This is a genomic window from Sphingomonas sp. GW821-FHT10F11 (assembly GCF_058809095.1).
Genome location: NZ_JBXASH010000014.1, coordinates 31,615 through 48,824, shown reverse-complemented (window position 1 = coordinate 48,824; position 17,210 = coordinate 31,615). Strand labels below are relative to the sequence as shown.

General features: G+C 68.2%; 13 protein-coding genes. 1 reads left to right on the top strand and 12 read right to left on the bottom strand.

The genetic code is table 11. The features are described 5' to 3' along the window. The first annotated feature begins 9 nt into the window (after nucleotides 1-9). A complete protein-coding gene (locus AC1RT8_RS24015; protein WP_493079009.1) occupies nucleotides 10-936 on the top strand; it encodes a PEP-CTERM sorting domain-containing protein in 927 nt (308 codons plus the stop codon). On the opposite strand, the gene mobA is transcribed toward AC1RT8_RS24015, so the two are convergent. From mobA to AC1RT8_RS23955, 12 genes are all read right to left on the bottom strand, one after another. Continuing rightward, complete coding sequence (gene mobA / locus AC1RT8_RS24010) at nucleotides 902-1,450, bottom strand: molybdenum cofactor guanylyltransferase (protein WP_493079008.1); 549 nt, start codon at nucleotides 1,448-1,450, stop codon at nucleotides 902-904. The two genes, AC1RT8_RS24015 and mobA, sit on opposite strands and share 35 nt — an antisense overlap. Continuing rightward, a complete protein-coding gene (locus AC1RT8_RS24005) occupies nucleotides 1,450-2,670 on the bottom strand; it encodes a molybdopterin molybdotransferase MoeA (protein ID WP_493079007.1) in 1,221 nt (406 codons plus the stop codon). Before AC1RT8_RS24005 ends, mobA begins: the two co-directional genes overlap by 1 nt. Further along, nucleotides 2,663-3,442, bottom strand: coding sequence for a uroporphyrinogen-III C-methyltransferase (gene cobA / locus AC1RT8_RS24000; protein WP_493079006.1), 780 nt, complete (start codon nucleotides 3,440-3,442; stop codon nucleotides 2,663-2,665). The genes AC1RT8_RS24005 and cobA overlap by 8 nt, the downstream gene beginning before the upstream one ends. Further along, a complete protein-coding gene (locus AC1RT8_RS23995) occupies nucleotides 3,435-6,017 on the bottom strand; it encodes a molybdopterin-dependent oxidoreductase (protein ID WP_493079005.1) in 2,583 nt (860 codons plus the stop codon). The genes cobA and AC1RT8_RS23995 overlap by 8 nt, the downstream gene beginning before the upstream one ends. A 151-nt stretch (nucleotides 6,018-6,168) precedes the next feature. Beyond that, complete coding sequence (gene nirD, locus AC1RT8_RS23990; protein ID WP_372857881.1) at nucleotides 6,169-6,510, bottom strand: nitrite reductase small subunit NirD; 342 nt, start codon at nucleotides 6,508-6,510, stop codon at nucleotides 6,169-6,171. Next, a complete protein-coding gene (nirB, locus tag AC1RT8_RS23985; protein ID WP_493079003.1) occupies nucleotides 6,510-8,984 on the bottom strand; it encodes a nitrite reductase large subunit NirB in 2,475 nt (824 codons plus the stop codon). Before nirB ends, nirD begins: the two co-directional genes overlap by 1 nt. After that, entirely contained in the window at nucleotides 8,981-10,192 is a 1,212-nt protein-coding gene (locus AC1RT8_RS23980; protein WP_493079002.1) for an alginate export family protein, read from the bottom strand. Before AC1RT8_RS23980 ends, nirB begins: the two co-directional genes overlap by 4 nt. Next, complete coding sequence (locus AC1RT8_RS23975; RefSeq protein WP_493079000.1) at nucleotides 10,192-11,475, bottom strand: nitrate/nitrite transporter; 1,284 nt, start codon at nucleotides 11,473-11,475, stop codon at nucleotides 10,192-10,194. The genes AC1RT8_RS23980 and AC1RT8_RS23975 overlap by 1 nt, the downstream gene beginning before the upstream one ends. Nucleotides 11,476-11,660: 185 nt before the next feature. Further along, nucleotides 11,661-12,869, bottom strand: a complete 1,209-nt coding sequence (locus AC1RT8_RS23970; protein WP_493078999.1) for an ABC transporter substrate-binding protein — start codon at nucleotides 12,867-12,869, stop codon at nucleotides 11,661-11,663. After that, complete coding sequence (locus AC1RT8_RS23965) at nucleotides 12,866-13,444, bottom strand: ANTAR domain-containing response regulator (RefSeq protein WP_493078998.1); 579 nt, start codon at nucleotides 13,442-13,444, stop codon at nucleotides 12,866-12,868. Before AC1RT8_RS23965 ends, AC1RT8_RS23970 begins: the two co-directional genes overlap by 4 nt. A gap of 66 nt (nucleotides 13,445-13,510) precedes the next feature. After that, the gene (locus tag AC1RT8_RS23960) at nucleotides 13,511-14,590 is read right to left on the bottom strand and encodes a glycosyltransferase family 2 protein (RefSeq protein WP_493078997.1); all 1,080 of its coding nucleotides are present in this window, start codon (nucleotides 14,588-14,590) and stop codon (nucleotides 13,511-13,513) included. Then, nucleotides 14,587-17,073 (bottom strand): DegT/DnrJ/EryC1/StrS family aminotransferase, encoded by a 2,487-nt coding sequence (locus AC1RT8_RS23955; protein ID WP_493078995.1) that lies wholly within the window; start codon nucleotides 17,071-17,073, stop codon nucleotides 14,587-14,589. The genes AC1RT8_RS23960 and AC1RT8_RS23955 overlap by 4 nt, the downstream gene beginning before the upstream one ends. Between the last annotated feature and the right edge of the window lie 137 nt (nucleotides 17,074-17,210).

Genomic DNA, 17,210 nt, shown 5'->3' with positions numbered 1-17,210 from the left:
AAAAGGTGGATGAAGACAGGCAGGGTCGGGTTGCTGTTGGCGGTGTCGTTCGCGGCGTTCGCCTCCGCCGCTGCGGATGCGCAGGTGCAGGCGCCTGTTCCTCCACCCGTGATCGCCACGGTGCCGGTGCCGGCGAAGACCATCCTGTTCGTCGGCAACAGCTTCACCCAGGGCGCGCATTCGGCGGTGCGCCGCTACCGCCCGGACACGGTGACCGACCTCGCCAATGACGGCACCGGCGGCGTGCCCGCGATTTTCAAGCTGATGACTCAGGAGGCGGGACTCAACTACACCGTCAGCCTGGAGACTCAGGGCGGGAAGGGCCTGGATTTCCACTACAACACCAGGCGCGCGCTGCTCGATCGCAAATGGGACGTGGTCGTGCTGCAGGAATTCAGCACGCTCGACCGGGCGAAGCCGGGCGATCCGGGATTGCTGCTGACCTATTCCAGGCTGTTCGCGGCGATGTTCCGCCAGCGCAATCCCGCGGTGCGGATCGAGTTCAGCTCGACCTGGTCGCGTGCCGACGAAACCTATGAGCCCGACGGCCATTGGTTCGGCAAGCCGATCACCGCCATGGCGCTTGATCTGCGTGCGGGGGCCAATCTCGCTTTGGCCAACCGCTCGATCGACGGGATCATCCCGATCGGCGAGGCGTGGAATCGCGCCTTTGCCGAAGGCGTGGCCGATCCTAATCCCTATGACGGGACCGAGTTCGGCAAGACCGATCTGTGGACCTATGACCAGTATCATGGGAGCGCCGCGGGCTATTATCTCGAAGCGCTGATGATCTTCGGCAAGGTGACCGGGCTCGACCCGCGCTCGCTCGGCGCGAACGAAAAGGCGGCGGACGATCTGGGCCTGTCGCCCAAGCTGGCGGCGGCATTGCGCGATATCGCCTTCAGGCAGCTCGAGGCAGAGAAGGCGCCGCGCTGAGAAGGCAGGCCAGATCGGTCGGGTAGTTGAGGTTCCCGATCGGGAAAGGCTCGTCGACCGTCCGCGCGCCGGCCTCGGCGATCCAGCCGCGCACGGCGCGGTCGCCCCGGGAGAGATGCGCGCCGAGCAGAGCGCGACAGGCGACGGGCCACCAGCCGATCAGATGCTGGTGCCGCAGCACCGCAGGCATGCGGCCCTGCAACCGCGCGACGAGATCGTCCGGCAAGGGCAAAGCGTCCACCGGCACCGACAGGACGGCGTCGAAGCCATGCCGCGCCGCGTGATGCAGCGCCGCCTCGAGTCCGGCCAACGGCCCGATCCGGCAGTCGCGCAGGTCGCGCAACGCCTTGAGGCCGGGCCAGTCGCGGCCGCAGATCGCCATTGTCTCAACCTGAGGACTCAGCGCCTCGATCACATGCGCGATCATCGGCCGCCCATGGATCGGTGCCAGCGCCTTGTCGCTGCCGAAGCGGCGCGACTGCCCACCCGCGATGATCGCGCCGAGCACCCGCATCAGAAATCGAGGATCATGGCTGGGGCGCCGGCCGGCTCGGCCGGGGCATCGCGCCCGCGCCGGATCAGCACATTGCTTGCCGCGAGACTGGCCTGGGACGAGGCCGTCTGCCGGTCGAGCGCCCTGACCGCGCTCCCGTCCCAGTCACCGCACAGGAAGCTTTCGCGATTGCCCGCTTCGTCCAGCGGTGCGCCAAGCATCGCCGGCCGCCAGCCAAGCGCCGCGGCGGCGGGCCTGCCGGTGAGCAGGCACAGCAACGGTGCGAGGAACAGCCGTGCCGTGACCAGTGCGGCGGTCGGATTGCCGGGCAGCCCCAGCACCTGGGTGTGGCCGGCGCGGCCATACCAGACCGGCTTGCCCGGCTTGATCGCCACGCCGGCAAAGGCCCGGTCGAGATCGAGCGCCCCCAAGGCGCTGCGCGAAAAATCGCGATCGCCGACCGAGGCGCCGCCGGTGACGACCAGCACATCGGCCTTCGCCATCGCGCTGCGCGCCCGCGCTTCGATCATGCCGCTATCGTCGGACGCCAGAGCCATGCCCGAGATCGTCGCACCCCATTCGGTCGCGAGCGACGCGATGGCGAGCGAAATGCTGTCGGGGATCGACAACGCGCCGCCGCCGGCCAGGCCCGGCCGGGACAGCTCGTCGCCGGTCGCCAGGATGAAGACGCGCGGCTGGCGCCACGCGGTCAGGGTCGCCGCATCCGCCGCGGCCGCGACCAGCATCGCGCGGGCATCGAGCCGGCGGCCGGGGGAGAGCAGCATTTGACCCGCCGCGAAATCGGATCCGCGCGATCTGACATGGCGGCCGCCGTTGGCGGCGGGGATGGCAACCTCATCGCCGTGCCGCACCGCCAGTTCCTGCACGATCACCCGGTCCGCCCCGTCCGGCATCGGCGCACCGGTGAAGATACGCGCTGCCTCGCCCGGACCGATCGCGCCGCGATACGGTCGGGCCGGAAAGGACTGGCCGATCACCTTGAGGCGAGACGCCCGCGGACCCTGAACCGCATAGCCATCCATCGCCGCCAGGTCGGCGCGCGGCGAATCGAGCCGGGCCAGCACCGGCCTTGCCAGGATGCGCCCCGTCGCGTCGGCGAGCGCCACCCGCTCCTGCCCGAGCGGTGCGGCCACCGCCGCCATGCGCGCGATGGCGGCGTCGAAGTCGAGCGTTGCCCGGCAGGGGGCAGCGGGGCGGATGGCGAAGGCAAGGTCAGACATGCCGGCGCGCCGCGTCGAGGATCGCATTGAGGTCGGCGGCACGGCGCGCGCGCATCGCCTCGCCGATCAGGATCAGCGCCGGCCCCCCGGTCGCGCTGCCGATTGCGATCGGCAACAGATCGAGCCGCGTATGAACCAGCCGCTCCTCGGCGAGGCTCACATCCTTGGCGATCAGCACCGGCGTGGCGGCGGAGAGGCCGTGCGCGATCAGCTTGCGGCAGATCTCGGGCGCGGCGCCCCGGCCCATATAGAAAACCAGTGTCGCGTCTGGATCGGCGAGCGCCGTCCAGTCGAGATCGATCGCCTCGCCCGCCCGCGCCTGAGCGGTGACGAAGCGCACCTGCCGCGCCGATCCGCGCAGTGACAGCGAGACGCCGGCGTTCGCCGCGGCAGCGCTGGCCGCGGTGATGCCTGGGCAGATCCGCGCCCGCACGCCCGCCTGCGCCAGCGCCTCCATCTCCTCAGCCGAGCGGCCGAAGATCGACGGATCACCACCCTTCAGCCGCACGACACGCTCGCCATCCAGCGCTGCCGTCACCAGCAGCCTGTTGATCGCCTCCTGGGTCCGCGAGTGCCGCCCGGCGCGCTTGCCGACGGGGACTCGGCGCACATGCGGGGGGATCAGGTCGAGCACGCCGGGCCCGACCAGCGCGTCATGGAATATCACCGAGGCGGCGGCGATCAGCCGCTCGGCCTTGCGGGTCAGCAGGTCGGGGTCGCCGGGGCCGGCCCCGACCAGCCAGACCTCGCCGGGGGCGATGGGCTCAACCATAAGCGGCTTCCTTTTGAGCTGGGAGCAGGGCGGCGATGGCGGGGCGGCACGACCCGCAATTGGTGCCGGCATTGATCGCCGCGCCGACTGCCTCGACGCTGACCAGGCGCTGCCCGGCGATCGCGTCGAGGATGGTGTTGAGACCGACATCGAAACAGACGCAGACGATCCTGCCGCGATCAGGCGCCGGCGTTGCCGGACGGCCCGCCAGCAATTCGAAAGGGGCGGCATCCGCCTGGCCCAGCTGCGCGATCAGCCAGTCGCGCGGCGGTAGGCCGCCGCTGCGCGAGACGAACAGCGCGGCTTTGAGCATGCCATTGGTCATCACCACTGACCGGATCACGCCGCGCTTGGGGTCGATCATCTCAGCCCGCTCGTCCTCGGGCAGCAGCGCGGTCAACGGTGCGATATCGCCGTCGCCGGCCAGCTCGGTCAGCCAGCCGCTCGCGGTGCGGATCCGCGTCCAATAGGCGCAGTCGGGTTTGGCCGGCAGGTCGCGCGAGAGCAGAAAACCGCTCCAGCCGGGCTTGTACGGACTGGCGCTGGCGGGTGTGTTCTTGAAGCCGGGCTGGCCCGACACCGGGTCGCGGTCGCGTGCCGGCAGCAACCCCGCTCGGCCGCCGCCACTGGTCTGGTCGGTCCAGTGGATCGGCACGAACAGCTCGCGCCGCCTTTGGTCGGGCGTGCTGGCGACGCGGAAGATGCTTGATCCTTGAGCCGTCTCGACCCGCGCAAGCCCGCCATCGGCCAGGCCGAGGCGCTGCACGGTGTCGGGATGTACCTCGACCAAGGGCTCGCGGCGATGCTGCGACAGCTTCGGCGACAGGCCGGTGCGCGTCATGCTGTGCCACTGGTCGCGATAACGCCCGGTGTTCAGGCGCAGCGGAAAGGCGCGGTTGCCGTCATCGCGCGGCACATGGCGGACTGGCACCAGCCGCGCCTTGCCGTCGGGCGTTGCATAACCCCGCGCCGCGAAGGGCGAAGCGCCGCCCCATTGGAACGGCGCCATCCCATCATAATCGTCGTTCGAAATGTCCGCCTTGCCGGAGATGTCGAGCACCCGCACGCCCCGATTCTCGAACCCGGTCTGCGCGGCGAATTCGCGGAAGATGCTCGCCGCGTCGGGATAGTCGAAGCCGGCAAAGCCCATGCGCTTCGCCACCTCGGCGATCGCCCACCAATCGGGCCGCGCTTCGCCGGGTGGCGTCATGAAGCCGCGCTGGCGCGAGACGCGGCGTTCGGAATTGGTGACGGTGCCGTCCTTCTCGCCCCAGCCCGTCGCGGGCAGCTTCACCTGGGCGTAGAAGCCGGTATCGGTCGCGGCGATACAGTCCGAGACGACGACGAACGGGCAATTGGCCAGCGCCACCCGCGCCATGCGCGCATCGGGCAGCGAGACGGCGGGGTTGGTCGCCATGATCCACACCGCCTTGATCCTGCCCTTCGCCATCGCATCGAACATGTCGACCGCCCTGAGGCCGGGCCCGGGGCAGATCGTCGGCGACTGCCAGAAGCGCTGGGCCCGGTCGCGCTCCGCCTCGCTGAACCCCATATGCGCCGCCAGCATCGAGGCGAGCCCGCCGACCTCGCGCCCGCCCATCGCATTGGGCTGGCCGGTGATGCTGAACGGCCCCGCGCCGGGCTTGCCGATGCGGCCCGTGGCGAGGTGCAGGTTGATGATCGCGTTCGCCTTGTCGGTGCCGCTGGTCGACTGGTTCACCCCCTGGCTGAACAGAGTGATCGTGCGCGGATGCTGGGCGAACAGGTCGTAAAAGGCCTGGAGGTCGGCTGGCGCGATATCGCAGATCTTCGCCACATCGCCGGCGGACAGGGTTTTCCAGAATCCTTCGGGCACTACGACATGCTCGGCAAGGTAACGCCCGTCGAGCCGCCAGATCGACCGCATCTCCGCGAGCAGTCCGGTGAACAGCGCGACATCGCTGTCGGGCGCGATGGCGAGGTGGAGATCGGCGCGCTCGGCGGTCTCGGTGCGGCGCGGGTCGATCACCACCAGCTTCGTCCCGCGCGTCGCCCGCGCCACCTCGATCCGTTGCCACAGGATCGGGTGGCACCAGGCGGTGTTCGATCCGACCAGGATGATCAGGTCGGCGGCGTCGAGATCGTCATAGCTGCACGGCACCACATCCTCGCCGAACGCCCTGACATGCGCCGCCACCGCGCTCGCCATGCACAGGCGCGAATTGGTGTCGATATTGGCGGTGCCGATGAATCCCTTCATCAGCTTGTTGGCGACGTAATAGTCCTCGGTCAGCATCTGGCCCGAGGCGTAGAAGGCGACGCTGTCCGGGCCATATTCGGCGATCGTCGCGGCAAAACGGCTGGCGACGAGGTCTAGCGCCTCGTGCCAGCCGGCCCTCTCCGACCCGATCATGGGGTGTAACAAACGGCCTTCGAGCCCGATCGTCTCGCCGAGATGCGTGCCCTTCGAGCAGAGCTTGCCGCGATTGGCGGGGTGATCCGGGTCGCCGGCGACGGTGGCGGTGCGGGGGGAGGTGAGGGTGGCGACAACGCCACAGCCCACACCGCAGTAAGGACAGGTGGTTTTCACCATCATTCCCCTCCCTGGAAGGGAGGGGCCAAGGGTGGGTCAGCTTCGAGGGGGCTCGATGCCCCCTCGAAGCTTTGTACCCTGTCGCGACGAGTCTTGATGGGCGCGCAGACGCGCGCGCCCACCCCCGGCCCCTCCCTTGCAGGGAGGGGAGGGCTCACGCCGCCACTCCCTCGAGCGCGGCAGCACGCCCGATCAAAATCCGCCCCCCATCCACCTTCACCGGAATCACCGGCACGCACCCCTTGTCCGCGCCCAGCGCCTCGCCCGTCACCAGCGAAATCCGCCAATTGTGCAGCGGGCAGGTCACCGTGGTGTCGTGGACGATGCCCTGGCTGAGCGGCCCTGCCTTGTGCGGGCATTGATTGGCCAGCGCATAGACCTGGCCATTGGCGGTGTGAAAGATCGCGATCTCGCGCCCGCCGCGCACCGGCAGGGTACGCGCGCCCAGCGCCGGCAGCTGATCGACGGGTCCGATATCGAGCCATTCGGGTTCCATCACGCGACCTCCAGCGCACGAGCGGCAGGAGCGGGGCGGATCTCGGCAAGATGCTGGTGGAGCTTCCAGTCCTCTCCCGCCGCGCGCTTCGCCCAGGGGTCGTCCTGCATGAAGCTCTGCGAATGGAGGAACCGCGCCCGCAGTGCCTCGCGCCCAGCATCGTCGTCCACGATCCGCTGCCGGATATAATCCAGCCCGACCCGCTCGACCCAGGGCGCGGTGCGATCGAGATAACGCGCTTCCTCGCGGTAGAGCTGGATGAACGCAGCGCAATAATCGAGCGCCTCCTGCTCGGTCGAAACCTTGCACAGGAAGTCGGTGCCGCGCAGCTTGATGCCGCCATTGCCGCCGATCGACAGTTCGTACCCGCTGTCGACGCAGATCACGCCGATATCCTTGATCGTCGCCTCGGCGCAGTTGCGCGGGCAGCCCGACACCGCGATCTTGAACTTGTGCGGCATGAAGCTGCCCCAGGTCATCTGCTCGATCCTGATGCCGAGCCCGGTCGAATCCTGCGTGCCGAAGCGGCACCATTCGGAGCCGACACAGGTTTTCACCGTGCGCAGCGCCTTGGCATAGGCATGTCCGCTGACCATCCCGGCGGCGTTGAGATCGGCCCAGACCGCGGGCAGATCCTCCTTGCGGATGCCGAAGATGTCGAGCCGCTGGCCGCCGGTCACCTTCACCATGCGCGCCTGATATTTCTCGGCGACATCGGCGATCGCGCGCAGCTCCTTCGGGTTGGTCACCCCGCCCCACATGCGCGGCACGACCGAATAGGTGCCGTCCTTCTGGATATTGGCGTGCATGCGCTCGTTGACGAAACGCGACTGGTTGTCGTCGACGAACTCGCCAGGCCAGGCGCAGAGCAGGTAATAATTGAGCGCGGGCCGGCAGGACGAACAGCCATCGGGCGTGGTCCAGTGAAGTTCCTGCATCACCTGCGGGATCGCCTTCAGCGACTTCTCGATGATCAGCCGGCGGACATCCTCATGGGTGAAGCTGGTGCATTTGCAGACGGTCGGCGCCGCGCGCTCGCCGGCATAATCGTCGCCCATGGTGATGGCGAGCAGCCCCTCGACCAGCCCGGTACAGGACCCGCACGAGGCCGATGCCTTGGTGCAGGCGCGGACCGCGTCGAGCGTGCAGGCGCCGCCCTCGATCGCCGCGACGACCTTGCCCTTGGACACGCCGTTGCAGCCGCAGATCTCGCCGTCGTCGGCCATCGCCGCGACGGCGGCATTAGGGTTTGCCGATGCCCCTCCTCCCGAGGCGAAGGCCTGGCCGAAGATCAGCGCATCGCGGATCGAGGCGACATCCTCCTGGCGTTTGAGCAGGTCGAAATACCAGTTGCCGTCCTGCGTATCGCCATAGAGCACCGCGCCGATCAGCCGGTCGTCCTTGACCACGACGCGCTTGTACACGCCGCGCGACGCGTCGCGCATGACGATGTCCTCGCAGCCTTCGCCGCCCGAGAAATCGCCCGCCGAAAACACGTCGATGCCGGAGACCTTGAGCTTGGTCGAGGTGACCGATCCGCCATAGCCATTGGGCGTCGCGACCAGCCCGTCGGCGAGGCTGCGGCACATCTCCCAGAGCGGCGCAACCAGGCCATAGACCTGGCCCTGATGCTCGACGCATTCGCCGACCGCGAGGATATTCTCGTCCGAGGTGACGAGATGATCGTCGACATGGATACCGCGCCCGATCGCGAGGCCCGCATCGCGCGCCAGCTTCACGTTCGGGCGGATGCCCACCGCCATCACGACGAGGCTCGCCGGGATTTCGCGCCCGTCCTTCAGCCGCACGCCCTCGACCTTGCCCATGCCGAAGATCTCGGCGGTGTCGGCCCCGGTCAGGATCGTCTGGCCGCGCCGTTCCAACTCCTCCTTGAGCAGCCAGCCGGCCGCCTCGTCGAGCTGGCGCTCCATCAGGGTCGGCATCAGATGAAGCACCGTCACCTTCATGCCGCGCAGGCACAGGCCATGCGCCGCCTCGAGCCCGAGCAGGCCGCCGCCGATCACCACCGCCTCGCCCCCGGCCGAGGCAGCCCGCAGCATCGCGCCGACATCGTCCATGTCACGGAAGGTGACGACGCCTTGGAGGTCATGCCCCGGCACCGGAATGATGAAAGGATCGGAACCCGTCGCGAGCAGCAGCTTGTCGTAACCCTCGACCCGGCCCGATCGCGCGGTGACCGTCCGTCCGGCCCGGTCGATCGCCACGATCGGATCGCCCGCGATCAGGTCGATCGCATTGTCGGCATACCAGGCGTGATCGTTGATCACGATGTCCTCGAACACCTTGTCGCCCGCCAGCAGCGGCGAGAGCATGATGCGGTTGTAGTTCACCCGCGGCTCGGCGCCGAAGATGGTGATGCGGTATGTCGCGGCATCGCGCGCGAGGATCTCCTCGACGGCGCGGCAGCCCGCCATGCCGTTGCCGATGACGACAAGATGCGGTTTGTCGGTCATATCGCCCACTCCAGGGAGAGCCAGAGCTTGGTGGTGTCGGTCGCGAAGCGGTCGGCGTTGTAGGACGCGTATTTGGCAAGGGCGGTGTAGCGCCCGCGCTTGACGCTCGCCTGCAGATCGATCTCGTCGCCATAATGCTGGGCGAGCCGGTCGCTGTCGAAACGGTGATAGGCCGCGGTCAGGTCGATCGAGGCGAAGGGCCCGACCTTCTTCCAGCCATAGCCGGTCGAGGCATAGGCATCGCGCAGGCCGTCGGGCGGGGTGACGAGGAACTTGTCCGCCCAGCCATTGAACTTGTGCAGGGTGGCGAGCGGCGTCTGGAAGCTGGTCAGCGCCACGCCCTCATCGGCGCCCAGGACCTCATAACCGCCACCCAGCTTGAATGCGGACAGCTCCAGCCCGAGCTCGCCGGCATAATAGCTGGCGGCATAGCGGTTCGGGTTGCGGCCATCATCACTCTGCCGCGCATAGCTGACCAGATAGGTCAGCTTCGCTTTGGGCGCGATCGCGCGGGCCCCGGCGAAGCGCGCGCCATAGGTCTGGCTGCTGTTGCGCAGCACCAATGCCCGGTCCTGGTCGACCAGATAGGCAAAGCCGGTCAGCGTGCCGAGCTTGGTGGTCAGGGAGAGGTTGGCGAAGACATTGTCGCCGCCGATCGACAGGTACCGCGCCGGGCCGTACCGATTGCCGCCGTCGATCCCCCAGATGGTCCGGTCGGACCAGGCATAGGTCATATCCGCCTTGAGGTTCTTCACGCCCGACCATTCGATCCGCGCCGCGTCGAAGGTCTGCTCATTGTCGCGCCAGCCGACCGACCCCACGAAGCGCTGGTCGTCGAGATTGATCCGCTGCCGCCCGACCGTGACGACCGTCTTGGGCAAACCGCGATACTGGAGCTGCAACCGGTTCAGCTCGATGTTCTGCGCATCGGGTACCAGCGGAAAGCCGGTCTTGCCGTTGAGTCCGCTATTATAGTTTTCCGAAATCGCCAGCACCGCTTCGCTCTCGGCGAGCAGCGCGAAATCGCCGGCTTTGGCCTCCAGGCCGCTGCGGATGCGCATCGTCACCGCATCGGCGTCGCGGGTCAGCGGCGCCTGGTCGACATGCTCGTAGCGCAGCCGGGCATCGATCAGCGGCTTCAGGGTGACCGGCCCGGCAAGGGCTGGTGTCGACACCAGCCCCGCCAGCAGGATGGGAAGCGCGCGCATCAGATCCGCACGCCATTGGTGGCGGCGCCCCAGGTGGCGCGCCAGCGCGCCTTGACCAGGGTCAGCCCAGCCAGCGCCACCAGCGCGAGGCCGGCGAAGATCAGGAAACCCGTGGACGTGCTGCCGGTGAGCTGCTTCGCGAAGCCGAGCGAAGAGGCAAGGTAGAAGCCACCGATGCCGCCGCCGAACCCGACAAGGCCGGTCATCACCCCGATCTCATGTCCGAATCGTTGCGGCACGAGCTGGAACACCGCGCCGTTGCCGAAGCCGAGCGTCCCCATCACCAGCAGGAACAGCGCCATCGTGCCCACCAGCGAGGCTGGCGCGGTGCTGATCGCAATCAAAGTCGCCGCGGCGAGGCCGTAGACGAAGGTCAGCGTCTTCACCCCGCCGATCCTGTCAGCCGTGGCGCCGCCGAACGGGCGGACGAGCGATCCGATGAACACACAGGCAGCGGTGCAATAGCCGGCCATCACCGGGGTGAGTGCGAACTGGTCGGTGAAGTAGATCGACAGGCTGGCGGCAAGGCCGACGAACCCGCCGAACGTCACGCCGTAGAACAGCATGAACCACCAGGCATCGGCTTCCTTGAGCACTTCCAGATAGGCGGCGAGCTTCTTCGGCGCGGGCCGGTCGGGGGCGTCCTTCGCCATCGCCATGTAGAGGACGAAGACGATGGCGAGCGGGATCGCCGCCAGGCCGAACACCGCGTTCCAGCCGAACGCCTTGGCCAGGCCCGGCGCGAACAGGGAGGCGAGTACCGTGCCCGAATTGCCCATGCCGGCAATGCCCATCGCCTTGCCCTGATGCTCGGCCGGATACCAGCGCGAGGCGAGCGGCAGGGCGACCGCGAAGCTGGCGCCGGCAAAGCCGAGCACCAGGCCGACCGCGAGCGTGCCCATGAAGCTGTGCACCCCGAACGCCCAGGCGGTGAGCAGCCCGGCGATGACGATGATCTGGCCGATCGCCCCGGTACGCTTGGGGCCGATCCGGTCGACCAGCACGCCGTTGACCAGCCGCAGCACGGCGCCCGCCAGGGTCGGCACCGCCACCATCAGGCCCTTTTGCGCGGGCGTTAGTGCAAGGTCGGCGGCGATGATCGGCGCGAGCGGGCCAAGCAGCACCCACACCATGAAGGCGAGGTCGAAATAGAGAAAGGCGGCGATCAGGGTAGGGCGATGCCCCACCTGCCAGAAGCCCTCCGCCTTGCCGGTGGCGATCGTCGTGATGGGCGGCCGTTGTTGAGCGACCGGCCGGTCCTGCAGCGCCTGTGCTTGCGTCATCTGCTTCCCCTTCGAGCAAACGCAAAAAAGCCGCCGCGACGACCGTTGCGAAACGGTGCCGGACGGCGACTTTGCCAGAATTTTCGGTGGTGCCGGGTGCTACCTCGTTGCAGCGATCCGGCGGTCGAGTGAAAGCTGACGCGGATCGCGATCCGATGCAAGCCTTTTTTGCATCGCAGCGTAAATCAAGGCCGATTCGACCCCAACAGGTAGTTTTCGAGCGCATCGGGATCGAAACTGCGCGAGTCGAAGAACCGGTCGGCGCCGAGAATCAACCGGCCCTGAGTCGTTCCCACGCCTAGCGAGTCGGCAATCCCACCCTCCAGCTTCGAACTGGCACCGGGCAGCGGCACCCCGAGCGGGCGGAGCGCGGCGCGGTAGATGTCGGGCCGGAAGACATGCTGCGCTGCATGATAATCCGCGTCGTTCGCGTCGGTATGCCCCGCCAGGCACATCTGGGCATAGAGCCATGCCGCCTGGCTAACCCAGGGGAAGTTCGCCGCCTCGCGGTGCTGGAACATGAAGTCGGGCACATGGATCGCAGGGAAGCCGCGCGCGAACAATATCTGGTCGGAAATGGCGCGGCGGATCAGCGCGGCCGACCCATCGAGATAGTCCGGCCGCGCGAGAATATCGGAAATCTCGTCGAGCCGCGTCGGATCGACGAACGCGACGCCTGCCCGGTACAGCGCCCGGATCAGGCGGTTGGTCAGATCGGGATCGTCCTCCATCCGCGCGGTGCGCATCGCCAGCACCTTCTCGACGCCGCGCAGCCAGATCTGCGAGGTGACGGCGACGATCACCCCCACACCGCGATCGACCGCGACGCTGTTCCACGGCTCGCCGACGCAGATGCCGTCGACCTCGCCGCTCGCCAGCGCATCGGCGGCAAAGGGTGGCGCGACGGTGACGATCTCGACATCGCGGTCCGGGTCGATACCGCAGCCGGTCAGCCAGTAGCGCAGCATGTAGTTGTGGCTCGAATAGCGATGCACCACGCCGAAGCGCAGCCGCCTGCCACCGTCACGCGCGACGGTCGCCAGCTTCGCGCCGATCGCCGCCACATCTCCGGGCTGACCGACCGTCGTGACCTGTTCGGCCAGATCGGGGCGCAGCGTAATCGCATTGCCGTTCAGCCCGAGCACGAAGGGCACCGAGATCGGCGTCGCCGGTCGGCCCAGCCCGAGCGTTGTCGCGATGGCGAGCGGCGCGATCAGATGCGCCGCATCGCTATGGCCGTAGAGCAGCCGGTCGTTGACCGTCGCCCAGCTCATGTCGCGGACCAGCGTCAGGTCGATCCGCTCCCCCTCGGCAAAGCCGAGTTCGCGCGCCAGGATCGGCAGGGCGGCGTCGACCAGGGGGAGGAAGCCGATGCGGAACGGCGTGTTGCTCATAGGTCCCCCATCAGCCGGTCGGCGGTGACGATCGCGTCGGCGACGTCGCCGATCCGCCGGCCGCTATCCATCGCCGCCTTGCGTAGCGCGGCATAGGCGGCGGGCTCGTCGATCCCGCGCTTCTTCATCAGCAGCGCCTTGGCCTGGTCGATCGCCCTGCGCTCGGCCAGCGCGCCGCGCGCCTCGTCCAGCTCGGCGCGCAGCCGCGAATAGGCCCGGAAACGCCGGATCGCGAGTTCGAGCACCGGCTTGATCCGTTCCTTCTTGAGGCCATCCACCACATAGGCGGAAACCCCGGCGTCGATCGCCGCCTCGATCCCGGCGGTATCGCTCTGGTCGACGAACATCGCGACCGGGCGCGCCATCGCCCGCGACAGGGCGAACAATTCCTCCAGCTCGTCGCGGTGTGGATTGGCCAGGTTGATCAACACCACATCGGGCGCGAACGCTTCGAGCCGCGCGGCGATGCCCAGGCGTTCGTTGAAGATCGCGACATCGGTCAGGCCCGCGTCACGCAGGCCTTCCTCGATCACCGCGGCGCGCGCGGCGCTTTCATCGACGATCGCAATCCGCACCAGGACAGCCTTTCTTGCTGCGACGCGGCATAGACGTCCCGGGGCAGGTAGTTCAACTGCCCATGATCAGCCGGCGGCGCGGGCCGCAAGCTTGCGCTGTACGGTGCGGGCGGTGCCGACGAGCCGCGACATGATCAGATCGTCTATCCCGGCATAGCCCAGCCCGAGATGATCGGGCCGCACCGCGACGGCATCGCCCAGGTCGAGCTGGCCGGTGCGCAAGCCTGCCCGGCCGATCCGCGCCCAGCGCCGCGCGGTTTCCCACCGGATCAAGCTGCGGCTGTTCGAATCCGGCCGATGCCTCTCCAGGAAATCGTCCTGCAATGCGACAAGCGCATCGCCGACCTGCTGGAAGGTCGCGCGATTGGGTACGGGCCGCTGACCCATGACATATCTGACCATCAGCTCGGCGGTCTCCCGCGCCGCGTCGCCGAACAGATCGGCATAGGCGCTGGCCAGCACATCGGTGGCACGGCCGGTCATCGCATCGACATGGCGCTGCGAGGCGCCGCCGCTGTGGCGGCGATAGATCGTCAATTCCTCGTCGAGCCTGGCGATCGTGCCCAACCGGCCGATGCGGTGATAGAGGTCGTAATCCTCGGCGAAGAGCAGGTCGGGCCGCTGGAAGGGGTCGAGCCGCCGTGCGGCGTCCGTGCGCAGCATCACCGAGGACCAGACCAGCGGATTCTCGATCCTGAGCAGCCATTCGATCAGCGCCGGCGTCGTGACCGGCGCGAGCGTCCCAGGCAGGACCATGCCGTCTTCCAGGATGGAAGCGGCGGTGCCGACCAGCACGGTTTCGGGATTGGCGTCGAGATAGGCGACCTGTTTCGCGAACCGGTCGGGATGGCAGAGATCGTCATGGTCGAGCGCGGCGATATAGCGGCCCCGCGCTTCACCGACTCCGCGATTGCGCGAGGCGACCACGCCCTGGTTCCGCTCGGCAGCGATCAGCTTGATGCGTGGGTCGTCGAAGCCGCGCACCACCGCGATGGTATCGTCGGTCGAGCAATCGTCGACCACGATCACCTCGAAATCGCCAAAGCTCTGAGCCTTCAGGCTTTCGAGGGTCTCCACGATCAAGCCGGCGCCGTTATAGGCGCCGATGACGACACTGACGGTCGGGCTGGTCGTGGGATCGCTCACGCGACGGCCCTTTCGCTGGTGTCGAGCACCTGATTGACGATCATCAGCCCGACATCGTTCTGCCATTGCCACAGGCCGTTTGCCTGGCCGCGGAAGCTCGGCTCGCCGCCCAGCGCCCCCCAGGGCACGAAGCCCGCGGCAAGACCGATGCCGTAGAGCCCGGCGATCGGGACGCCATCGGCGTCGCAGACCCGGCAATGCCGGTCGACCATCGGTCCATTGCCCTGCGCGGCGAGCGCGATCGAAACCCCGTTCGCATCGCTGACCGGCAAGGCGCGGGGGCGATAGCCCATCGCCGCGATCACCAGATCCGCCGTGGCGAGATGCTCGCGCGCTACCGCATCGTCGTCGCCCGCCACCTGGTGGATCGCGACGCGCGGATCGGGCACGCGTCCGTCGACCCCGAGCATGCGCAGCACCAGTTCGCGCGCTTCCAACCGGAAGCCGCCGAGACGATAGACGAAACCGCTGACCGGGCAGATGTCGTCGGGGCCGAAATCGGTGAAGCCTTCCGCATGCGCCGCCTCGACCGAATGATAGAAGGGCCGCAAGGGCCGCCGATGGAGCAGGGTGACGGCACCCGCGCCGAACGGGAAGGCGGGGCGGCTCTTCAGCAGCAGCACCATCGTCGCGATCGCACTGGTCGATCCGCCGATCACCACGATGCGCGGATTGCGCTTGCCGGAGAGGAGATCGGCGACCTTGGCCATGCCGCCTTCGACAAGGACCTCGTCCGACTGGACCAGCCGGTCGCCGGCTTGCTGCACCAGCGACAGGCCCGCCACCTTCTGGGCGGCGAGCCGATCGAGCGGCTGATAGCCCCCGGTCGCGATCACCACCGAGCGGGAAAGCCGGTCGAATTCATTGCCGTCGATCAGGCGGCGGAGCCGGGTGCGCCACAGGCCCTCGCGCGTCCGCGTCGTGCCGAGCACCTCATGCCCGGTCAGCACCGAGCCGCCATTGTCGGTGACGATCCCCGCAAGACGGTCGCCCGTCGTGCGGACCAGCCGCCCGGCCTCGACCAGCGGCACGCCTTCGACTCCATCGTGCCGGGCGACGGCGCGGCCGACCGGACCGTCGGCGATCGCCGCGATCTCGGGGTGCACATTGTCCTTCACCGCGCTCAGAAAGGTCGTCGCGGTGCTGTCCGAATTGATCGCGTAACGTCCCAGCCAGCCACCGCCGATCGCATGCTCGCGTTCGACCACGACCAGGCCCGATTGCGCCAGCCTTGGCAGCAATCCCTGCTTGGTCGCTGCGGTAAGCAAGGCTGTGCCGGCGGGGCCGCCGCCGACCAGCAGCATGTCGGCGATCGGCAGGCTGCGCGCCTCGGCCGGCGGTCGCATGGTGGTGCGCACCGCGGAAAGGCGATTGAACACCTCCGCGACCGTCCTGGCGTCGTCCGGCGTCATCGCGTCGGTCACCGGCAGCGATAGCAGCCGGGCGGAAATCGAGTCGGCGACCGGGGTCGGCTCGATCGCGGCGACCGATCGGAACAGCGGCTGTTCGCCGAGATGGGGGCTGAAATAGCGGCCGCAGCCGATCCCGGCCTCGGCCAGCCCCGCCGTGATCGTGTCGCGGCGCGCCACCATCGCTTCGGGCAGCACGACCGGCATGAACTGGCTCGCGCGGCGACGCCCGGAGACGCGCTGGAAGGTCATGCCCAACAGGGAGTCGCGATACGCCTCCTCGATCGCCGCCCGGTTGTCGCAGACCGTTTCGATCTCGGCGAGCTTGGTGCGCGCCATCAGGCCCAGGATTTCGGGCAGCTTGGCGTTGATCCCCGGAACCGTGGCGCTGCGCCCGCTCTGGAACCCGAAATTGATCATCGGGCGGAGCGCCTCGATCAGCCGCGAGTCGCCGGAATGGATCAGGCCGCCCTCCGCCACCGAGAAGGTCTTGGTCGCATGCATCGAATAGACCACGGCAAAGGGTGCGTCGGCGCCGAAGCCCAGTCCGCACTCGTCGACCGTGCCGAGCGAGGCGGCGGCGTCCACCACCACGCCCGCGCCATATTCGCGTTGCAGCCAGGCATAGCGGTCGAGATCGATCGCGTTGCCGAAGGTCGCATAGGGAACGATCACCGCGATCCTGTCGCCATACTGCCGCAGCAGCCGCTCCTCGGCCGTGGGGCAGGCGCCCCAATCCTCCGGATCCACATCGCAGATCAGCGGGGTGAGTCCGGCCCAGATCGCCGCCTGCGCCGTCGCGGCGAAGGTCAGCGCGGGCATCAGGGCGAAGCGGCCGGTCGGTGCGGCCGGCCCCGCCGCTTCGCGGATCGCGACGATCAGCCCGAGCGTGGCATTGGCGACGGCCAGGCTTGCGCCATGCCCGCCGAACAGGCGGTCGTTCGCCTCGGCCTCGAACGCGCGGACCTCGGGGCCGTTGTTGCTGAAGACGCCTGAATCCTCGACTCGCTTCAGCGCGTCGAGATGCTCGCTGAGGCGCGGCGGATTGGGGGCGATGAGCGGGAAGCGTTGCATGGAAATGAGGCCGACCTGCGCATTTGGGGTTCCAATGCCGGAACTATGGCCCCGGACGGCCTAAAAAGCCGTTACACCGGCGATCGTTTCGATTGCCGACCCGGCGCGCCGCGCTTATCTGTACCGAGCGGGCTAAA

Excerpts from the sequence above, each read along its gene's own strand:
- cobA (WP_493079006.1), bottom strand. The coding sequence starts at position 3,442 with ATGGTTGAGCCCATCGCCCCCGGCGAGGTCTGGCTGGTCGGGGCCGGC.
- AC1RT8_RS24015 (WP_493079009.1), top strand. The coding sequence starts at position 10 with ATGAAGACAGGCAGGGTCGGGTTGCTGTTGGCGGTGTCGTTCGCGGCG.
- AC1RT8_RS23970 (WP_493078999.1), bottom strand. The coding sequence starts at position 12,869 with ATGAGCAACACGCCGTTCCGCATCGGCTTCCTCCCCCTGGTCGACGCC.
- AC1RT8_RS23995 (WP_493079005.1), bottom strand. The coding sequence starts at position 6,017 with ATGATGGTGAAAACCACCTGTCCTTACTGCGGTGTGGGCTGTGGCGTT.
- AC1RT8_RS24005 (WP_493079007.1), bottom strand. The coding sequence starts at position 2,670 with ATGTCTGACCTTGCCTTCGCCATCCGCCCCGCTGCCCCCTGCCGGGCA.
- AC1RT8_RS23975 (WP_493079000.1), bottom strand. The coding sequence starts at position 11,475 with ATGACGCAAGCACAGGCGCTGCAGGACCGGCCGGTCGCTCAACAACGG.
- mobA (WP_493079008.1), bottom strand. The coding sequence starts at position 1,450 with ATGCGGGTGCTCGGCGCGATCATCGCGGGTGGGCAGTCGCGCCGCTTC.
- nirD (WP_372857881.1), bottom strand. The coding sequence starts at position 6,510 with ATGGAACCCGAATGGCTCGATATCGGACCCGTCGATCAGCTGCCGGCG.
- AC1RT8_RS23955 (WP_493078995.1), bottom strand. The coding sequence starts at position 17,073 with ATGCAACGCTTCCCGCTCATCGCCCCCAATCCGCCGCGCCTCAGCGAG.
- AC1RT8_RS23980 (WP_493079002.1), bottom strand. The coding sequence starts at position 10,192 with ATGCGCGCGCTTCCCATCCTGCTGGCGGGGCTGGTGTCGACACCAGCC.
- nirB (WP_493079003.1), bottom strand. The coding sequence starts at position 8,984 with ATGACCGACAAACCGCATCTTGTCGTCATCGGCAACGGCATGGCGGGC.